The sequence below is a fragment of the Plesiomonas sp. genome (assembly GCF_051652165.1).
Lineage (GTDB): Bacteria > Pseudomonadota > Gammaproteobacteria > Enterobacterales > CAMTGL01 > Plesiomonas.
Window position 1 is genome coordinate 391229 of the sequence record NZ_JBOFTR010000016.1, and the last position, 20454, is coordinate 411682.

Sequence of the window (20454 nt, forward strand, 5' to 3'; positions counted from 1 at the left end):
AGAGGAAAGAAAAATATCATGCGGAAAAGTAAAAAAAATCATGCGGTTATCCCCCAGAACACGAAAGATTAAGCAACGTACACATGTCGTTTACCGCATGTTGCCAATAGATATTGTAGTGGCGCGGAAATGCTGAGAGTAAAAACCATAACGAAAACAATCCACACAACAAAATGATACCAAAACCCAAACTGTAAACATTGAGCTGTGGTGCAGCACGGTTCATGATCCCCATAGCAATATTAACGGTCAGCAGTGAAATTATTGCTGATAATGACATACTGACTGCCCCCAAAAAGAGCGTGCCAAACCACTGCGCCAACAGACGGTAGCCACCAGCAGTAATACCTGACTCTCCCACCGGCAGAGTAGTGAAACTGCGAATCAGCATCTCTATCATGATCAGATGCCCATCGAGGGTCAGAAAAACCAGCAGTGTCAGCATCATATAAATTTGCCCAAGCAAAGGGGTGCTCTGGCCACTGGCAGGATCAACCATAGACGCAAACCCTAAACTTGACTGCATACTGATAATTTGCCCCAGCACAATAAACGTCTGACTGACAAACTGCGAGATCATGCCAATAGCAACACCAATGGCAATTTGCTGTGCGGTGATCATAACGCTGGTAAAACTAAATAACGCAACATCGTGTGGCATCAACGGAATAGAGGGTAGCGCCGCCAGCGTAATTGCCACAGCCAGCAGCAGTCTGATTTTTGCTGATACAAACGCGGCACCTATAGCGGTCATGGTCATCAGCATTCCGGCAATTCGGGCAAACGGCCATAAAAAGCTGGCCCAAAATTGCAGTACCGTGTCTGCCGCCAGGGTCATTAGCGGATTACCCGTGGAATATCATCAATAATGCTGAAGAAAAAATCCATCAATTGGCTGGTCATCCAGTGGCCTAGAAAGATCAGTGCCAGCAATGTCACCACTAAACGGGGCAAAAAACTCAATGTTTGTTCATTGATTGAGGTAGCCGCTTGAAATACTGCAACCAGTAAACCTATTAGCAAGCCAGGCACCATGATCACAGACACCAGTAACAGCACTTTAAACAGCGCATGCTGGAAGATCTCAACAAACGATTCTGGTGACACAGTGTGCTCCCTGTTATCAAGAGACAGTCATTAGCAAATGGGTTGTGAGCAAACCATCATGAGCAAACAAAACAGCGATAAACGTATGGCGATAAGTGAAAATAAGCGCAGATAAATACGCTTACTTACTTCTTATACGTAAAAATCATCCAACTCAGAGCCCAAAGCTGCCTGCTAATGTGCCCAGCACTAAACTCCACCCATCAACCAACACAAACAGCATCAGTTTAAATGGCAGCGAAACAATCATCGGCGAGAGCATCATCATCCCCATCGCCATCAGCACACTCGCCACCACCAGATCAATAATCAGAAACGGTAGAAACAGCATAAAACCGATTTGGAATGCGGTTTTCAGTTCACTGGTGACAAACGCGGGGATCAGCACGGTCATGCTGACCTCTTGTGGGGTGTTAAATTGCTGTTTTGAGATTTGCACAAAAGTGGCCAGATCGCTTTCTCGGGTCTGAGCCAGCATAAAGGTGTGCAAAGGTTTACCCGCCTCTTCGAGTGCCTGCTGTGCGGTCAGCTCTTCACGCATATAAGGCTGCAGTGCCTGTTGGTTGATCTTATCTAGCACAGGAGACATGATAAACAGCGTCATAAACAGGGTGATACCGACCAAAATCTGGTTCGAGGGGCTTTGCTGCAATCCAATGGCCTGCCGCAAGATAGAGAGCACCACAATGATACGGGTAAACGAAGTCATCATAATGACAATAGCCGGTAAAAAACTCAGCATCGTCATTAAAATTAGCACTTGCAGTGACACAGAATAGTCAGCGCCACCCGCCGAGTTGTTACTCATGGTCAGCGCAGGAATACCCGTAGCCCCCCCAGCACTCGCCAATGCTTGCGGAGCAGCCACCAATAACAGACCGATGCCAAACAGATAGCGCAAGCAAAACCGCTTGATGCGTATACAACACGGCCAGTATGCTGATAATGATGCACGATCATGCCCAAAAAACGAGTGCAAATGGGCTAAAACAACAACAGATTTAAAGTCTCTCATCTAACTCACTTAGCGGACTTGCAGGAAAAAGAGGTTGTTGCCTGATCAGCAGTTGTGTCATTTGTTACTGATTGTTCCGTACTTCCAGCCCGACGTTGCATTGCCGCCCGCAGTTGTTGGGCAAACCCGCTACCCAAAGTATGCGCTGTTGTTGCAGCAGTACTGTGCGTTATCTCACCAGAAGAGTGAGCGTTTTGGTTCTCTTGTGCCGAGTTAAGTGTAGTCAGCAGCGAAATATGTTGCGGTGTTACGCCAACGAGTAAACGCTGCCCTTCAACATTCACAATTAACAAACGCTCACGTTGACCTAACGCCTGTTGCTGCTCAATTTGAATACTGCTTTTATTGTGAAGCGGCAACCGTAGCCGTTTTGCCAACCACCCTAATCCAACAATTAATGCCAGCACACACAACAGTGAGAGTAGCGCCATACCAATACTGGTTGGTGACTGTCCGCTTGCCGCCAATATTGTGGTATTTCCTGTTATCGGCGTGGCAAATAAGGGGGAAGCAAAGAGTACTGCAACACACCCTATCTGCTGCGATAGTGTGTGTTGTAATAATTTTCGGTATGAAAACGTGGTCATTCGTTCCTGTAGAGTAAAAAACATTTTTAATATCATCTATTTAAGCTTCTTGATGCGCTCGGTTTGGCTAATAACATCAGTCAAACGGATACCAAATTTATCATTGACGACGACCACTTCCCCATGCGCGATCAGTGTGCCGTTAACCATAACATCAAGCGGTTCTCCGGCGATACGCTCTAACTCAACAACAGAACCCTGATTCAGTTGCAGCAGATTACGAATGCTGATCTGGCTACGCCCAACCTCCATCGAAATGGTGACAGGTATATCCAAAATACTGTCAAGACGTTTTCGCTCTGTCATATTTAGAGCTTCGCTATCATCATGCAACTCTTCAAGTTCGGCACGTTTTACGCCGTTATCAAGATTGCCCTCATTGCTCATCTCGTTAGCCCACTGCTCGGCCAGTAGGTCTTGATCAGTTGTTATGTCACTCATCGTCTAGCACCACAATTTCATCAAGTAATTTATCGTTATCTCGGATCAACGAGAGTTCACTTTTCATCACCTCAGGGCGTTTTAGCCGTTCAGTAATTTTTAACGCCAAATTCTCATTTGCCTGCCCTAATTTGGCGCGAAACGTAGGCAAATCTTCCACATATACCAACAGGTTCTCTGGCATATCAACCGGAATAATGTCACCTGCTTGCATATTCATCAGATCGCGCAGCGGCAGATCAACATCGAGCAGCTTGGCGCGCAGATCAACATTGATCTCCATGATCTCTTCACGCAGCGCCTTGCCCCAGCGCATATCCGTATCACTTTTATCGCCCTGCACACCGGCATCTAGCAGTTCACGAATTGGCTCAAGCATCGAATAAGGCATTGCAATATGAATATCACCGCCCCCACCATCGAGTTCGATATGGAATGAGTTCACCACCACCACTTCTGTTGGGCTGACAATATTGGCCATCGCGGGGTTCACTTCGGAGTCAAGGTATTCAAACTCCATCTCCATGACAGGCCCCCAAGCATCTTTATAGTCACCGAAAATCAGCTTCAGCAGCATTTGAATAATTCGGCGTTCAGCAGGGGTAAATTCACGCCCCTCAACCTTATTCGGGAAACGGCCATCACCACCGAAAAAGTTTTCAACCAAAATAAAAACCAAGCGGGCTTCCAGTGTGATCAGAGCTGTGCCTTTTAAGGGGCGAAAACGCACCATATTTAGGCTCGTTGGCACAAACAACGTGTGTACATACTCACCAAATTTCAGCATTTGCACGCCATTGATCGACACTTCGGCAGTGCGGCGCATCATATTGAATAAACTGATCCGCATATGGCGGGCAAAGCGTTCATTGATCAGCTCAAGAGTGGGCATCCGCCCACGCACAATGCGATCTTGCGATGAAAAATCAAACGCGCGTATTCCCCCTGCGCGGGTAGAAATAGGCACATCTTCTAGTACATCATCAACCCCGTGTAATAACGCGTCGATTTCATCTTGGGATAGGATATCGCTCACAGGGTCACCCTACTGAATTACTGCATAACATAATTAGTTAACAAAATTTGCTCGACTGCTGGTGTATTTAGCAATTTTTGCAACGTATCGCGAACCTCTGCGAGCACTTGGGCGCGCAGCGTTTCACGACTCCGTGGATCACGCCACTGCTCTGTTGTTGCCGTTGCAAATGAGGTAATCATTTGATTTTCAATAAGTGGCAGATTTGCTTGTACTTGTTGTTGCTCAATCTCATTACGTACTAACAATTGAACACTGATCTCAACTAACCGATCACGCGACTCCCCCTGCACGTTAAAGACAAACGAGCGTGATGCGTTGACATATAATGCCGTTGAGCCCATAGCAGGCAGAAAGTCAGCTTCAATTTTCTCATTTTCTATAGAATTATTGCGATGGAAAAAAAAGTAATAACTGCCCGCAATAATCGCCAACAGAGTGACAATTCCCACAACCCACATAATTTTTTTTCGCTGTGATGCACTACGACGACGCAAGCCCTCAAGCGTAAGATTCTCCGCCATTGCCTTTTTCCTGATCCCTTAATCTGCTCTTACGAAGGCGCAATGCCCCGTTTATTGTTAATAATCTATTGAGTATTGCGCCATATTTTGCACGGTAATCAACGATGCTCTGTTATCAACTACGCATAATAATCAACCTGATAGGATGAAAGTGCGACAGTATCTAACAACCGTGATTCAGCGTCTGCAGACTCTGTTGTGCGTGACGTTTGTGCCGACATAGCATGCGGGTGTTCATGAGCTTGTTCTCTACGATCATGCCCTTGGCCTTGTGCTTGTTGCTGTATCTGGGTCTGCCCAAGCAAAATACCCTGTTGTGCCAGCATCTCACGCAAGCGCGGTAATGTCTGCTCAAGCAACTCACGTGCTTGCGTATTGTGGACCGTGATCCCCACTTGTGCCTGATCCTGATTTATCTGTAATTTAATCTGTAAATTACCCAGTTCAGGGGGATCGAGTCGGATTTCCACCGTATCTAACTTACGGTTAAGCAAAAACTGTACCTGTTCATGCAAAACCTGTGCACTTTGTTCAAAATGACGCAACGGGAGGGGTGTATTTGGCGTAGCGATAACGTCTGCTTGGTGGGTCGATATCGCATTATGTTGGCGCAGTGCCGTGAGTAAATCTTGCCCATGAGCCGGCATAGGTATCGCTGCTGCGCTATCATTGGGTTGTGTTGCTACTGAGGTTAAAAGCGAGAGACGCTCTGCCATTTGTGCGCTATTACTCAGCTCTTTTTGTAAACTACTCTCATTTAATATCAGCTTGTTCTGCAACGTGACATCATCGTCAACAAGGACATTATCTCTATTTTCACCGTGTAACAGCGTCTTTATTTTCTGAGAATGGGCTGATACTGGTTCATTAACTTGCAAAATAGCAACATCGTTCTCGGTCATCTTCGTGGCAGAAATTTTCCCCGTTAAGTGGCTAAAATCAGTATGCTGTATAGCATCTTGCCCCCCCTGACTCTCCCTCTCTAAGTGGGAAACAGGTAATTGCAGTGCTTTACGGTTAGCATCAAGCTGCTGTAGCCAAGGATCATCTTGTGCATTAATCATTGAGTTTAACGGATCACTCAATAGGGTGACGTGGCCTGTGATCTCGCTCTTAAGCGGTGTCTCTGCAGCCAATGTTTCTGTGGTATTTTGCCCTTCTACCGTTGTTGGCTCACTGTCTGTGATATTCGCCTGTTGATTAAACTGATTACCGGATAACTCACTGTTTATCGTATTTTCAGAAGGCAAAGTGGCAATCTGCCCCTCAAGCGTTGCCAGAGGTGTACTCGCATTGTCTGCAATAGCCGATTCGGCTTCATCTTGACTCTCTGTAAGTGATTTATCTGTAGGTGTTGCTAAATCTACATTTGATTGCTCTAGACACGTGGCAAAATGCCCCTCTTTAGCGGGAAAAATTGCTGCTGTAGTGTTAGGTTTCATCTGGCTTTTGCCAGCCGAATGCGGCATAGGTGCAGAAGATTGGGCTGTCGGTATTGCGCTTAATGTCATCTCGAAATCTCCTTTTTCTGCACGCATCGTGGCGATTACAATTTTCGGGGAAAGGAACGCCAAAAAAAATATCTGCTGTGACAATAAATTGACTTAACACGTATCTGCGTTAACGTGTGGTTGCTTTACGTCGCAGTAATTGCTCAGCCATTTCATCATTGAGCTTTTGTTCTTCACGTGCAGCTTTTTGCTGTTTTTGCAACGTGCGCTTTTCTATTAACATCATCAGCGATTTATGCTTTTTTTTTGCGGTTAACCATTGATCGCGTGCCCGATCCGCCTGCTCTTCAAATGAGCGACGCGCGTAGTTTTGTTTCGTTAAATTTTGATCAAGATGGCCAATAAACTGCTGTAAATGGCTATACTCATGAGCCGTTAACCCCGCTGAGCCGCGTACAGATAACTGCTGACAATAATCAAAACGGTAGTCGTGAATCACATCCATCTGCGCAAGATGACCACTCAACTGCTGGCGTGCTTGAGATAAAACACCCGAAGCAGTTTGTTCTTTTTGTTCTGCTTGCTCTAGCAACAGCGTAAGTGCATTCACCTGATAACTCCTGTTATTTACGCGCATTTAGGGGGGCTTCACTGAGCTTTTCTATCGAGATAGAAGATCGATATATGCTTTTTATCATGCACTGGTACTGCGTATTACGCGTATGTTTATTGGCATGTTAAATTTGCACAAAGCCTATATCTATAAGATGAGAGCATTTGCTGTGCCACAATTGATAATATGGTTGATTTATTTGTGGTACTGCTCACAAAGTGCATAGCCGTAACCCTTACAGGTCATATACGCGTTATGAATACATTGATTGGCGGAGCGTATTATCCCCCCAGCAATACCTGTTTTAGCTGACTTACACACGCATCAAACGGGCAGACCTCTTTCATCCGCTGCTGTAAATACTCATCAACTTTTGGCTTGATATCGATAGCCTGATCAACACGTGGATCATTCCCACGCTGATAAGCACCAATGGCGATTAAGTCTTGATTACGGTTGTGAGTGGCGCAAATCTGGCGTACTGCACGAGCCATCAGTTGGTGCTCTTCACTGGTGATCGATGGCATAACCCGACTGACTGAACGTTCAACATCAATCGCTGGATAATGCCCTGCATCAGCAAGCTGGCGCGATAACACAATATGACCATCTAAAATGGCGCGCGAAGCATCAGCGATTGGGTCTTGCAGATCATCCCCCTCGCTCAGTACGGTAAAAAATGCAGTGATCGAGCCTTGCCCCTCTGCACCGTTACCTGCACGTTCAACCAGTGCAGGCAATTTGGCGAAAACAGATGGCGGATAACCTTTTGTTGCCGGAGGCTCCCCTACTGATAAAGCAATTTCACGCTGCGCCTGTGCAAAACGGGTTAGCGAATCCATCAGCAGCAGGACATCTTGCCCCTGATCACGAAAGTACTCTGCAACCGTTAAAGCGGTCTGACAACCTTTCAAACGCATCAAGGGTGAAGAGTCAGCAGGCGCGGCAATCACCACAGCACGTTGTCGCCCTTCATCACCTAAGATCTCTTCGATAAACTCACGCACTTCACGGCCACGCTCACCAATTAACCCAACTACCACTACTTGAGCCGTTGTGCCACGCGTCATCATGCCCAGCGTGACCGATTTACCTACCCCCGATCCGGCAAATAGACCAATCCGCTGGCCTTTACCCACCGTCAACATACTGTTGATGGCTTTAATCCCAACATCAAGCACATCGTGAATCGGTTTACGCTGCAGTGGGTTAATCGGTGCAGCAGAGAAATCAGCACTTTGCTGACAGCGCAATGGGCCAAGCCCGTCAAGTGGCCGGCCAACACCGTCGATAATCCGCCCTAACAACTCAGGGCCAACTGGAATACCTTGCTTGCTGATAATCGGTGTAACTCGTGCCCCTGGTAACACACCCGTTAAGGGTTCAGTTGGCATCAAAAACAGGGTTTCATCACTAAAACCCACCACTTCGGCTTCCATTTCACCGCTGAGGGTCTCTATCATGCACAAGCTGCCGACCGAAGCCCGACAACCCACCGCTTCAAGTGTCAGCCCCACCACACGCATTAATTTTCCGGCTGCAACTGCACGAGTACTTAATCCGTGCAACTGATACGCTGACAGACGTTGTTGTAATGTTGATACTGGCAGTGTTCCCTGTAATGAACGTGGGGAAGTCAATATCGGTGTTAACGCAGAGTCAGCCAGTTTCATGCACACAATGGCTCATCAGTAGGATGTTGCGCAGAGATATTTTGATCAGAGATTGGTGATGTGTGTGCCATTGATGTGTGTGTCGTTGATGTCTCTGTTGACGTAGCAAGTGGCGTTGATCTGTTCATCACTTCAGATGCCGACATAGAGATAGATGTACTCTCACAATCAGGTGCGCTTGGCTCTGATAGCGGCGTAGGTAAAGTTTCTAACCGATGTTGTACCGCCTGCGCAACAGGCTCTACATGGCTATGGTTGGTATGATGAAATTGATTGATGACTGCCGCAAGGCGATCGCGCATACAAAACGTAACCTGAGAAATATGTTCACTCACTTGAACATCACCACGCTGTAACGTAGGATCTGTGCGTAAACGCCAGCCACGCTCGGCAATTGCATCGAGACCGTACAATGACTCAACCCACTGCAAATCTGCTGGATGCAATAAAATCAGCGGTTGTGCTGCGGCAACAGGTAAAGCTGCAATCGCCTGACGTATCGTATCGAGCAATACGGCAGGGTTAAGCATAACTTCACAATGTGTCACCTCTTTTGTAAGAGTGACTAGCATATCGACCAATTGCAATTCAAGTTGTTGCTCAATATCACGCAAAGGTTGATGCAGTGCTGCCAATGTTTGTATTAGGGCATCAACTTGTTCACGAATATAAATCTGCCCATCATCAACGCCCTGTTGATAGCCCTGTTGCTGCCCTTTTTCAAACCCCTCTTTTTGCCCTTGCTCAAAACCTGCTTGATAACCCAGTGCTTCACCGGCTAACTTTCCAGCAGCTAACCCCTCTTCGTGCGCAGCTTGTTGGATTTCAGCTAACGCCTCTGCCGTCAGACCCGGTACACTGAGCTCTTCCTCTTCGCTATCGGGTGTTTCCCAACGCACTGTACGGTTATAACCGAGTGCATTTAATGTTTGTTCATCAACCGTTTCTTGGCTGTAATCAGGCAATGGCCAAGCAGAGAACTGATCTGCAGTGCGTGGATCAGCACGCAAATAACGGGCTATTGGGGGCTTATCCATGGGTATACCTCAGGTTAGATAAACTGATCACCACTGCCAGGGCTATTAATCGCAATCTCTCCGGCATCGGCCATCCGACGGACAATCGCCAGCACCTCTTTTTGTGCGGCTTCAACATCAGCAATTCGCACCGGCCCCATTGCATCAAGATCTTCACGCAACATTTCAACTGCACGTTTAGACATATTGCGGAATACTTTTTCACGAATATGTTCATCTGCCCCTTTCAATGCACGTTGCAATACATCACTGGCCACTTCACGCAGTAACAGTTGGATACCACGATCCTCAACATCCATTAAGTTATCGAATACAAACATCAGATCGTGAATTTGCTGTGCAAGCTCTTCATCTTGATCGCGCAGTGAATCCATCAGTGGTGATTCAATGGCGGTATCGAAGTAGTTCATGATCTCGGCAGCCGCCTTTGGCCCGCCCATCTTGGCTGACTGAGCGCCTGCCTGACCAGCAAACTGTTTCTCCATAATATCGTTTAGCTCTTGCAGGGCTGCGGGCTGAACTTCGCTTAGATTGGCAATTCGCATCATCAAATCAAGGCGAACCCGTTCAGGGAATTGCGACATAATATTTGCCGATTGATCAGGCTCTAAATAGGCCAATACAATGGTCTGAATTTGCGGGTGTTCATGCTGAATAATGCTGGCAACTTGCCGTGCATCCATCCATTTTAAGGTATCAAGGCCTTTTGAACCGCTCGACATGATGATTTGATCAACCAGATTACTGGCCTTATCTTCACCCAATGCAGCAACCAATGCATTACGCACAAAGTCATGGCTACCCACACCAATACTGGTGAACTTTTGAATATCATCAACAAAACGGCGATGAACATGCGCAACTTGCTCATGCCCAGGATCCAGTGTGACAGCCATTTGCCGCCCCAACTTTTGTACCTGTTTAGGCTCAAGTTTACTTAAAATATTACCCGCATCTTCTTCACTTAAACTTAACAGCAAAATAGAAGACATCTCTAATCCCGACATGCTGTATGCCGGTAACTCTTCTTTATCCGTCATTATTTTCTAACCAGTACTTGATCACTTGCGTTGCCAATTCTGGCTCATTAGCAGCCAGTGCACGCACCGCTTTGACCAGATCTTCATCACGGTGTAGGTTTGGCAACTCCAGCATACTGCCCAGAGACAGAGAGTTATCATCCAAATCACTACTGAGCAATTTGAGCTCATCTTCTTGCAGCAGATCGTTGTCAGCACCATCTTGCAGCTGTTTATCCAGTTTTGGATTAAGCAGGCGTTGCATTGCTGGGCGCACCAACACCAGTAACAGTACAATCACCACTAATGCAGCCGAGAGATAACGAACACTTTGGCGGAAATTTTCGCTCTCCCAGAACGGAGGATCTGTCATTTGCGCTTGAGCATCTGTTGATGCAAACGGCACAGAAACAACCTCAAGCACATCACCACGGGTCATATTTAACCCTAATCCCCCGACAAGCAGACGGCGTAAATTTTCAATTTCCGCATCATTGCGTGCAACCCGTACCGGATTTCCTGAATCGGGTGCCGTTCCAGGTTTGTAGTCTATTGCCACCGAAACGCTCATGTTTTTCACCTGCCCACTGGCCTGACGAGTGTGCTTAATGGTGGTGTCAACTTCATAGTTACGGGTTGATTCTTTGCTAAAATTGCCCTCTGCGGTTTTATCGCTGTTTTGCAAGTTTTTAACATCTTCAGGAATAGAAGAGTCTGCCGGAGGCTGATTACTCAGAGCGCCAGGCACCCCTGCTACCCCCCGCCCACGATTAACATTTTCGCGGTTAAACTCGCTACGCATGGTTGGATTGGCTTGATCAAACTGTTTTTGGGTTTGTTCGGTTTGGGTAAAATCGAGCAAAACACCCACTTCAGCGGTATATGCGCCCATACCTAATACGGGGATCAGAATAGAGTCAATCTTTTCACGTAAGATTTTTTCTTGCTGACGTTGTAAGTCAAATTCTCGACGCTGGGCTACTGCACTGGGGTCTTGGCTACCTGAGTTGAGTAAGCGGCCATTTTGATCGGTCACTGTCACTCGGGTGTTACTCAGCCCTGGCACTGCTGAGGCAACAATATCAACAATTGAGTCAACCTCTTCTTGCGTTAAACTACGGCCGGAACGCAATGTCACCATGACACTGGCACTGGCTTTTGCTTCATCACGAATAAAAACGCTTTCACGCGGCAAAGCCAGCATAACTTGTGCTTTTTGAATATTGCGGATTTTTTCTATTGCAGAAGCAAGTTGGCGTTCACGGCTAAGTTTTAGGCGCTCGCGCTCTAAACGCTGTGAAACGCCAAACCCCATGTCTTTGAGCAGAATATCATCACCTTGATCTTGGGTTTGATTTAAACCTGCACGCGTTAACATCAGTTTGGTTTTTTGATATGTCTCTTGATTAATTTTGACCGTGTTACCTTCTAATGTGTAAGGCACTTTATTCTGATCAAGAAAATCAAGCGTTTGCACCAACTCCTCGTTGGTATATGTGCCTAACGGCCGCATTTCAGGCTCTTGCGCCCAAAAAAAAGCAAATATTATCAATGCGATACAAATCGCAAGAGCCACAACTAAAATGAGTTGTCGTAACCAGTCAATTTGCGATAAAAACTCAAAACGTGATGATCGCTCCCCCAGATCAGGGTTCTGCCCACGGCTCTCTGCCGTGATCAACGTTGCATCAGATGCTGTGGCTAACTGTGTGTTTGACTCTGCCATATTTCAACCAATCGCCGTTAAACTGGCATGCTCATAATTTCTTTATAAGCCTCAACAAGCTTATTACGTACCTGTACTGTCGCCTCAAACGCCACTGACGACTTTTGCCCCGCAATCATGACATCTGATAGCCCGACCGTTCGATCTCCGGCATCAAAACGTGTGGCTTGTGTATTTGCACTTTTTTGTAGCCCATTAACATGGTTAATCGCATCGCCTAACAGAGCCGAAAAATCGACTGCACGACTTTGTGCTGTGCTGCCTACTGCCAGTTGGCTAGCAGAACCTGCTGCATCAAGTGTCATGCTTCGCATCTCTTGCTGTATTGCCGATAATTCCATGCTCTACTCCACCATTCAAACGCCACAAAAACTACTTTATTGGGTGTCACTTACTAGGTTATGCAAATTAGATACCAAATTAACGTTAGAGCAGAATAAAAATGCAATATCGGCTGTAGCATTGATCTTAAGTTGAATACAAATACGGTAAAAATCAGAGAAAAGTAAAAAATAAAAGGGGCGAACATGTGAGATAAAAACGAGATAAATGAGATAAATGAGATAAAATTTGCAAAAAGTCGCCCTAAAAATAACAATCGTGGTATTAAATAAACGCCACCTTACAGCTTAAATAAAGTGGCGATATACATAAAAGACACGGTCATCATACTTAAATCAGGCCGCTGAGTTTTCTTTACTCAAGCCATATTTACGCATTTTTTCAACCAATGTTGTACGGCGCATACCCAACATATCAGCAGCGCGAGCAACCACACCATACTGAGCCTCAAGGGCTTGGCGAATAAGATCAATCTCTAAATCAGAGAGCATCTCTTTTAAATTCATCCCTTCAGAAGGTAGCGATGTCACAAAACCATCAGCTTCGCTAGTGGTTGTTGCTATTGCTGCAGTATCAGAGGTGAGACTTACTGCCTCATTAAATATCTCATTAAGTGCAGCACGTTCGAGCATCTCTTGCTCATCACTATCTTGCACACTATTGTTAGAGATATTTGTTAACTCACCTCTTGATATTGCTGATTTTTTTAAAAGGGTGCTCTCTTGCAGATAACAGTCAGTATTAGGTTGAAACTCAGCAACATCAATACACCGGTATTTTGCCGGTAAATGGCTAACATCGATTAGCGCATCAGGGTATAAAATGACCAATCGCTCAGTTAAATTAGCCAGTTCACGTACATTACCTAACCAAGGGTAGGCGCACAGTGAATGTAACGCTCGTGGGGTAAAATGCACACTTTTTGCCCCTTCGGCGGTTAAACGCGACAACAACTCTTGCAACAATAACGGTATATCTTCTGCACGATCGCGTAACGCAGGCACCTCAATAGGGAACACATTTAACCGATAGTACAGATCTTCACGAAATTCGCCCTGAGCAATCATCTCTTCAAGATTTCGGTGCGTTGCGGCAATAACCCGCACATCAGCCCGTAATGTTTTATTACTGCCTACGCGCTCAAAACTGCGCTCTTGCAATACGCGCAACAGTTTAACTTGCATTGGCATCGGCATATCACCGATTTCATCTAAAAACAGTGTGCCGCCTTCAGCCAGTTCAAACCGGCCTTTACGGGTAGAGATTGCACCGGTAAACGCACCTTTTTCATGCCCAAACAATTCACTTTCTAGTAACTCTGCTGGAATTGCGCCGCAGTTTACTGGCACAAACGGGCCACTGCTACGCACTGAATGATAGTGAATATTACGCGCAACAACCTCTTTTCCTGTGCCAGATTCACCTAAAATCAGCACGCTGGCCTCTGTCGGGGCAACTTGTTCAATCAAGCGGCGCACATGTTGTACGGTGTGGCTTCGCCCAACCAAGCTACGAAATAGGGTGTTTTTACGGGTAATTTGCGGATAAGAGGCTAAATGTCGCCCAGTAAATTCATAACAGTGGCGTAATGCCTCGGTTAATTGAGCATAATTGAGTGGCGCACACACATTTCCAACATGATTACTGCCTGAATAAGTATTATTAATATCAGAGCAACTTATATCAGTATTATTTATGTTAGTACTGTTGCTTAATATCTGTGCTCCAACGTTAATATCAGAAAAAACAATCACCGGAATATAGTGGTGAATACGCAGGAAGTCGATTACCTCTTCACGTTGATGAATATCAGCAATATGGCCTAGCAAACAACCAGCCCAAACATGAGATTCTGCAAGAGACGGTTTTACTTCGCACGATGATACCGTAATACTATCTTGACCAATAAAATCAAAAATAGTGGTTAGCATTGTGCGCCGCTCAAAATCATCTTCGATCAATAAGAACTTCTGCAATCCAGACATGATACGAATTTCTATACACCATTAATGTTTATATTTTAATAATTGATAACTATATCAATATACCCTTATGCAATCATATGTACTTGCTGTATCTCACCTTATTTTTGTGATCTACTTAACTAAAAACAAGCTTACTATTATGTGCATATGTTTATATTAAAATAAATATACAACGAAATTTGCGATATAAATCGCATTTGATTTCTAAGTATTAAATACAAAGCAAATAAGTGCAACTGTTATTATTCATCATATATGATGCAATTCAGTGGGAATTTGTTCCCACGATATTTTAATTTCCGTTAATAGCGTAATAACTTCATCAATATTTTTAACATCATTATGAATATTGGCGTGTAATAATTGAGTCTGCATATACTCATACAATTGCGCTAAATTCTTTGCAATATCGCCTCCCTCTTGTTCTGATAAACATGCGTGTAAATGCGTAATAATAGCAATCGCTTTTCCTAATCGTTCACCTTTTACGGCAGTATTATTCATGTGTATTGCGGCCTTAGCTTGCACTAACCGCTCTATCGCACCATTAAGTAGCATTAAAATTACTTTATGCGGTGATGCTGACTGTAACTGACTGTCTACTGAGACTTTTTTGTACGCTTGTAACGTTCCACGCATAATTTGACTCTCTTATTTTTATACTGATTTTATTGTAATGAATGCATACACAATGAACACCATCGAATAACTGTTTTTATTTATTAACCAGTACATTCACTGCACACTGATTCGTTGATATGCCTTTACCCCTTTCTGTGTTCTTTTATGTTGAAATAGCGTTAATGCATAACGGGCTCGTGTTTTTTGTACACAAAAAAGCAGTGACTTTGTTAATTCATGCAATTGCTTTTTATGGTCAGTTGATAAGTTTGGTAATATTTGCTCAAGGCTTTGTTGCCGAGCAGATAAAAGCGTATAAATATCTTCTGGTTCAGGATCGGCTTGTTCAGAAAATAACGCCCGCAACTGCTCATCAATTTGCATAACTTCTGTTAGCATACAATTAACCTATTTAATAAAGCAGCTTTATTTACAACACACTTAATACGGTATTCATCTGTTGTTGCATTTGTGTAACGGCAGCGTCAATCGCATTAAATTGATTGGTCATTCTGATTTCAAAATCAGTCATCCGTTTATCAAATGCCTCTTTTTCTTTACCTAATTTACGCACTTGTTCATTTAATGCTTTATCTTTTTCGGTTAATGAGCCCGTTGCACCCACAAAATCTTTCATGAGTGTTTCTAGCTTGCTAGATATACCGTCGTTTTTATCTGAGAAAAATGCGCCTACCTTGGTAAAATTATCTTCGAGTATTTCATCAAGTTTTTCATCATCAATTTTAAGTTTGCCATCTCGCTCAGTGCTAATACCAATATCAGCCAAAAACTTTACGCTGCCTGCCGCTTCAGATGGGCTCGTCATAATTTCGCGCATCTGCACCATTAAGTTTCGAACCAAACTATCCCCGGTGAGAGGGGCTGCGGTACTGGTCTCTTTATTGTATTTGGTCAGCTCATCGGTAATATCAATAATGCTATTGTATGCTGCAACAAACTCACTTAAGCTCGTTTTAACTGCGCTATTGTCATAGCCTACGGTTACCCGATTGGTTTTATATTTATCAGAAGCATCTTTTTCTGATACCTCTTTCAGATCGAGTGTTAACCCTTGAATTGCATTTTCCACTTTGTTCGATGCACTGCGGATCTCTTTACCATCAATGGTTAAAATGGCATCTTGTGGCATGTTTTCAGGCGCAGTGTTTTGCCCAGCGATCATTTGCCCCAGTTTACTGCTTGGATCTGCTGAAGATGTCACTTCAAAACTGTTCTTTTCACCGGTTTTTTCGCCCATTAACACCAGTTCATTTTGTGGTTTACCGGCAGCATCGGTGTACGTGACAATCGTGGCTTTGACTCCGGTATTATCGGGGGATTTATTGATAGCATCGGCAATATCTTTCAGGCTACTGTCTTTTTTTATCTCAACAGCAAAACTCTCTTCGCCGACTTTAAAATCTAACGTTCCTGATTCAAATTTGGTATCAGGCTCTACTGCACCTAGATTGGTTTTTTGCTCTTTGGCTAACTGCTTAACGGCCACATCGTAACTGCCAGAGATCGCCTCTTTGCTGGCAGATCCAGAGAACGGGGGCTCTTTACCGATAATATCAACCTTACGCTTATCAAAGGCCTCATCTTTTTGCATTTTTTCTAGTGAATCTTGAAATTCAGTTAACGACGATTTCAATTTTCCGTACGATGAAATTTGTGTATCAAGCGTTTGTTGCTGTTTTTGAAACTGTTTTAATTTTGGTGTAGCTTCCGCCTTCACCATCATATCGACCCAATCGGCGACAGGTAAACCAGAACCAATACCGGGAGCGCGCATATTTCACCTCTGTTTATTATCGTGTACGGGTTTCTCTGTACGTAGCGAAAGCAATATTTACTTTTGTGTCGCCAAATGAATCTGTTTTCTGTCATAAAGCAAAATACTGGCCATTTGAACTGCCATGTTTTTGGCAAGCCTATATTTTTTGTTTTCAAGATGATGAACCAATACCTGACAACAGGTTTTGCAGTATGACCCCTACATTATTTGCCTAGAACACTGCATGTACTGAGCGGTTAATGCTTTTTTAACTGTAACTGCAATTGCAGTAATCGCTGCTTTAGTCACTATGGCTTTAGTCACTATGGCGTTATTCATAAATATTTCAGTTATAGCCCCCCTTAGTGCTGGCACGGCATAAACGAGTTGATGCAGGCTCAATAGCCAAATAGGGCATAACAAAGAGTACAACCGGTAACAATACGGCTGTCATTTTCAGAGCAAAGAGGGGTCGTATAGGGAAGAGAGCCAAAAATAAGGCGTGAACGAAGTTCTCGCAACAGATATTGCCCCTTTTGCACTGCTAACATGGCAAGATAATACAACAGGGGCATTAGCCCCTGTTGTTATCACGCGTTTGTGTGTACAAACGTTGCAGAGAATTAACCCAGCAGTGACAGTGCAGATTGTGGCAATTGCTTAGCCTGCGCCAGCATTGCGGTACCTGCTTGTTGCAGAATTTGTTGCTTAGTCATGTTGGTGGTTTCAGAGGCAAAATCCACATCCATGATACGGCTACGGCCGGCCGTTGTATTCTCTTGAATATTACCTAAGTTACTGATAGTACTAGAAAGACGGTTTTGCAACGCACCTAAATCTGAACGCTGATTATCGATAGTTGCCAATGCACCGTCGATAACAGAAATTGCACTTTGTGCGCCATCTTGTGTTGACATATCAACACTTGATACAGCCACTTGCGAAGAACTTGCAGCAGTATCCGCACCGCCAGTACCCAGCTCATCAACAGTACCTGTAACAGAGAATGCACCGCTATTGCTAGAGTACTCAATAGTCCCTGCCACAGTAATAGAGTTTGCAGCTGCACCACCGGCTGCTAAACCTACACCGCCGATAGACGTGCCTGCAGCACCTTTATTCTCAGCTTTAATGTCTTCGCCATTCTCATTCATTAAGACTAATGAACCGTTCTCAACTTTGGCTTTTACACCTGTTTTCGCTGCTTTATCATTGATCGCTTTTGCGTGATCATTAATATCATCAGAGTTTACGGTGATTCGCTCGGCTGTTGCACCTGATGCTGTACTTGACAGTTCAATATCTAATTTACCACCAGTAATCGCAAGACCTACGCTGGTTTTTGCTGATGCATTCACACCGGTTTTATTTGATACGGCATTAACTTGTGCTGCAACTTGTTTGGCTGTAGCACCTGCGGTAACAGTGATAGTTTCATCACCTTTACCTTTAATGAGTAACTCACCATCAGTAACGGTGTTTGTACCTGCAGTGTTAGTAGCAGCTAACGCAGTACCTAAACGAGTAGTGGTACTGGTTTTATTTGCACCCAGTTTAGCAGCCGTCATATTGCCCAAGCTAATATCGATAGTCTCATTCGCTTCTGAACCCACTTGGAATGATTTTGTACCGAAAGAGCCATCAATCAGCTTCTGGCCACCAAAAGTGGTGGTTTCTGCAATACGGGTCATCTCATTTTTTAGTGAATCAACCTCTTTTTGCATAGCAGCACGGTCAGCATCTGAGTTTGAACCGTTTGCTGATTGCAGAGCCAAATCACGCATTTTATTTAGAATATTGGTTGACTCCTGCATTGCACCTTCAGCAGTTTGTGCAATAGAGATACCGTCATTGGCATTTTTCATTGCCACGCCAAGACCGCTGATTTGTGAACCCAGACGGTTAGCAATCTGCATACCTGCCGCATCATCTTTTGCTGAGTTGATACGGTTACCGGTAGACAAACGCTGCATAGACACATTCAGCGCATTGTTGGTTTTGTTCAGGTTACGCTGGGCATTCAGCGCGGTCACGTTGGTGTTTACGGTAATAGCCATGCTTGTAATCTCCGTTAAATTTGCCACCCAGCATACTTGCCCGCAGCGACTTATTGATTATTTGTTACACCATCATCTATCGGCACTGCTCACAACAACATTAGCCCGTTGGACAATTTTTTATGTTTATCGCTTAGGCTAACCGTGCAGCTTGCATGCTGATTGCTTGTATACAGTTAATCGGCAACCCTAGAAAAACTTGAAGAATAAATTTCACAACATTAAATAACACGTTGATTATAAAAAATTTATTTATTTTTTATTGTTGTACAAAACCGTGTTAACGCACATCAATGCACCATTTATCGTATTGGCACAAGTTATGCTTGAGAGTAGCCATAACGAGTTTGCAATGCGGCATGTCAAGAAATCGACTTCCTATTTTTCTATATAGGGTGCATTCCCTTTACTGCCCTTCATTGATGAATTAATGGCGTACCTATGTTTAATGACAAAGTGATTCTGGTTACTGGCGGTACTGGTTCTTTCGGTCACCAGTTTGTTGAAATGACACTGGCCAAATACAACCCAAAGAAAATCATCATTTATTCGCGTGATGAAATGAAACAATGGGATATGGCAAAGAAATATCCAAATGAAAAACGCCTACGCTTTTTTATTGGTGATGTTCGCGATAAAGATCGTTTAATGCGTGCACTCGATGGCGTTGATTTTGTTGTGCACGCCGCTGCAACTAAAATTGTGCCTACGGCTGAATACAATCCATTTGAATGCATCAAAACCAACATTAACGGGGCAATGAACCTGATTGATGCTTGTATCGATAAAAGTGTGCAAAAAGTCGTCGCGCTGTCTACAGATAAAGCCAGCAGCCCTGCAAACTTATATGGGGCAACTAAGTTGGCCTCAGATAAACTCTTTGTTGCAGGCAATTCTTACTCTGGGGCAAACAAAACACGCTTTGCTGTTGTGCGTTATGGCAATGTGATGGGCTCACGCGGTTCAGTTATTCCATTTTTCTTGTCAATTAAAGATAAAGGCGTGTTGCCAGTAACAGATCCGCGCATGACGCGCTTTATGATCACGTTAGAGCAAGGCGTTGAGCTGATTTGGCATGCCTTCGCAGATATGGTGGGCGGCGAGATTTACGTTAAGAAAAGCCCATCGATGAATATTACCGATATTGCAGCAACGATTGCGCCAAAAGCACAGCAAGAGATTGTTGGCATTCGCCCTGGTGAGAAATTACACGAACAGATGATCGGCGTTGAAGACTCTTACTACACCTACGAATACCCTGAACATTATAAAATCCTACCCGCAATCCATGAATGGCATACTTCCCCAGAACGTATCAAAGATGGAAAAAAAGTGACTGAAGGCTTTGTTTACTCCAGTGATAACAACACTGAATGGATGAGCAAAGATACGCTCCAGACATGGATTGAGCTGAATCAAGCTAAAATTGGGAGTATCTGATTC

Annotated in this window: 22 protein-coding genes; 3 read left to right on the forward strand and 19 right to left on the reverse strand. The window is 44.4% G+C overall.

Annotation, left to right across the window (positions count from 1 at the left end; genetic code table 11):
* Positions 1 to 46: 46 nt before the first annotated feature.
* The 18 genes from fliR to fliD all read right to left on the reverse strand — a co-directional run bounded on the left by fliR (position 47) and on the right by fliD (position 16972).
* Positions 47 to 838 carry a flagellar biosynthetic protein FliR gene (gene fliR, locus ACRC53_RS11390; protein ID WP_438643517.1) on the reverse strand — a complete coding sequence of 264 codons (792 nt, stop codon included), beginning with the start codon at positions 836 to 838 and terminating at the stop codon, positions 47 to 49.
* A complete protein-coding gene (gene fliQ, locus ACRC53_RS11395; protein WP_438643518.1) occupies positions 838 to 1107 on the reverse strand; it encodes a flagellar biosynthesis protein FliQ in 270 nt (89 codons plus the stop codon). The genes fliR and fliQ overlap by 1 nt, the downstream gene beginning before the upstream one ends.
* 154 nt (positions 1108 to 1261) lie before the next feature.
* Complete coding sequence (gene fliP / locus ACRC53_RS11400) at positions 1262 to 2122, reverse strand: flagellar type III secretion system pore protein FliP (protein WP_438643519.1); 861 nt, start codon at positions 2120 to 2122, stop codon at positions 1262 to 1264.
* Positions 2123 to 2127: 5 nt separating this feature from the next.
* On the reverse strand, positions 2128 to 2709 hold the full coding sequence (gene fliO, locus ACRC53_RS11405; RefSeq protein WP_438643520.1) for a flagellar biosynthetic protein FliO: 582 nt from the start codon (positions 2707 to 2709) through the stop codon (positions 2128 to 2130).
* 36 nt (positions 2710 to 2745) lie between these two features.
* Positions 2746 to 3150 (reverse strand): flagellar motor switch protein FliN, encoded by a 405-nt coding sequence (gene fliN, locus ACRC53_RS11410; RefSeq protein ID WP_438643521.1) that lies wholly within the window; start codon positions 3148 to 3150, stop codon positions 2746 to 2748.
* The gene (fliM, locus tag ACRC53_RS11415; RefSeq protein ID WP_438643522.1) at positions 3143 to 4186 is read right to left on the reverse strand and encodes a flagellar motor switch protein FliM; all 1044 of its coding nucleotides are present in this window, start codon (positions 4184 to 4186) and stop codon (positions 3143 to 3145) included. The genes fliN and fliM overlap by 8 nt, the downstream gene beginning before the upstream one ends.
* A 17-nt stretch (positions 4187 to 4203) precedes the next feature.
* Positions 4204 to 4710 carry a flagellar basal body-associated FliL family protein gene (locus tag ACRC53_RS11420; protein WP_438643523.1) on the reverse strand — a complete coding sequence of 169 codons (507 nt, stop codon included), beginning with the start codon at positions 4708 to 4710 and terminating at the stop codon, positions 4204 to 4206.
* A 119-nt stretch (positions 4711 to 4829) separates the two neighbouring features.
* On the reverse strand, positions 4830 to 6221 hold the full coding sequence (locus tag ACRC53_RS11425; protein WP_438643524.1) for a flagellar hook-length control protein FliK: 1392 nt from the start codon (positions 6219 to 6221) through the stop codon (positions 4830 to 4832).
* A gap of 109 nt (positions 6222 to 6330) precedes the next feature.
* Positions 6331 to 6771: a flagellar export protein FliJ gene (fliJ, locus tag ACRC53_RS11430; protein ID WP_438643525.1), complete on the reverse strand. Its 441-nt coding sequence runs from the start codon at positions 6769 to 6771 to the stop codon at positions 6331 to 6333.
* 284 nt (positions 6772 to 7055) lie between these two features.
* Complete coding sequence (gene fliI / locus ACRC53_RS11435; RefSeq protein WP_438643526.1) at positions 7056 to 8447, reverse strand: flagellar protein export ATPase FliI; 1392 nt, start codon at positions 8445 to 8447, stop codon at positions 7056 to 7058.
* Entirely contained in the window at positions 8444 to 9484 is a 1041-nt protein-coding gene (locus ACRC53_RS11440; RefSeq protein ID WP_438643527.1) for a flagellar assembly protein FliH, read from the reverse strand. The genes fliI and ACRC53_RS11440 overlap by 4 nt, the downstream gene beginning before the upstream one ends.
* Positions 9485 to 9498: 14 nt before the next feature.
* Positions 9499 to 10524: a flagellar motor switch protein FliG gene (fliG, locus tag ACRC53_RS11445; RefSeq protein WP_438643528.1), complete on the reverse strand. Its 1026-nt coding sequence runs from the start codon at positions 10522 to 10524 to the stop codon at positions 9499 to 9501.
* On the reverse strand, positions 10514 to 12229 hold the full coding sequence (gene fliF, locus ACRC53_RS11450; protein ID WP_438643529.1) for a flagellar basal-body MS-ring/collar protein FliF: 1716 nt from the start codon (positions 12227 to 12229) through the stop codon (positions 10514 to 10516). The genes fliG and fliF overlap by 11 nt, the downstream gene beginning before the upstream one ends.
* Before the next feature lie 17 nt (positions 12230 to 12246).
* The gene (fliE, locus tag ACRC53_RS11455; RefSeq protein WP_438643530.1) at positions 12247 to 12570 is read right to left on the reverse strand and encodes a flagellar hook-basal body complex protein FliE; all 324 of its coding nucleotides are present in this window, start codon (positions 12568 to 12570) and stop codon (positions 12247 to 12249) included.
* Positions 12571 to 12906: 336 nt separating this feature from the next.
* Complete coding sequence (locus ACRC53_RS11460; protein WP_438643531.1) at positions 12907 to 14556, reverse strand: sigma-54 dependent transcriptional regulator; 1650 nt, start codon at positions 14554 to 14556, stop codon at positions 12907 to 12909.
* Positions 14557 to 14805: 249 nt separating this feature from the next.
* Positions 14806 to 15195: a flagellar export chaperone FliS gene (gene fliS / locus ACRC53_RS11465; RefSeq protein ID WP_438643532.1), complete on the reverse strand. Its 390-nt coding sequence runs from the start codon at positions 15193 to 15195 to the stop codon at positions 14806 to 14808.
* 96 nt (positions 15196 to 15291) lie between these two features.
* Positions 15292 to 15576 (reverse strand): hypothetical protein, encoded by a 285-nt coding sequence (locus ACRC53_RS11470; protein WP_438643533.1) that lies wholly within the window; start codon positions 15574 to 15576, stop codon positions 15292 to 15294.
* A 31-nt stretch (positions 15577 to 15607) separates the two neighbouring features.
* Positions 15608 to 16972, reverse strand: a complete 1365-nt coding sequence (gene fliD, locus ACRC53_RS11475) for a flagellar filament capping protein FliD (protein ID WP_438643534.1) — start codon at positions 16970 to 16972, stop codon at positions 15608 to 15610.
* A gap of 484 nt (positions 16973 to 17456) precedes the next feature.
* On the opposite strand from fliD, the gene ACRC53_RS11480 reads away from it, so the two are divergent.
* Positions 17457 to 17618: a hypothetical protein gene (locus tag ACRC53_RS11480; RefSeq protein WP_438643535.1), complete on the forward strand. Its 162-nt coding sequence runs from the start codon at positions 17457 to 17459 to the stop codon at positions 17616 to 17618.
* Here ACRC53_RS11480 and ACRC53_RS11485 read toward each other — a convergent pair.
* Positions 17578 to 19011, reverse strand: a complete 1434-nt coding sequence (locus tag ACRC53_RS11485) for a flagellin N-terminal helical domain-containing protein (RefSeq protein WP_438643536.1) — start codon at positions 19009 to 19011, stop codon at positions 17578 to 17580. The two genes, ACRC53_RS11480 and ACRC53_RS11485, sit on opposite strands and share 41 nt — an antisense overlap.
* On the opposite strand from ACRC53_RS11485, the gene ACRC53_RS11490 reads away from it, so the two are divergent.
* The gene (locus ACRC53_RS11490; protein WP_438643537.1) at positions 19010 to 19153 is read left to right on the forward strand and encodes a hypothetical protein; all 144 of its coding nucleotides are present in this window, start codon (positions 19010 to 19012) and stop codon (positions 19151 to 19153) included. The genes ACRC53_RS11485 and ACRC53_RS11490 overlap by 2 nt on opposite strands.
* 299 nt (positions 19154 to 19452) lie before the next feature.
* Positions 19453 to 20451, forward strand: coding sequence for a UDP-N-acetylglucosamine 4,6-dehydratase (inverting) (gene pseB / locus ACRC53_RS11495; protein WP_438643538.1), 999 nt, complete (start codon positions 19453 to 19455; stop codon positions 20449 to 20451).
* Positions 20452 to 20454 lie beyond the last annotated feature (3 nt).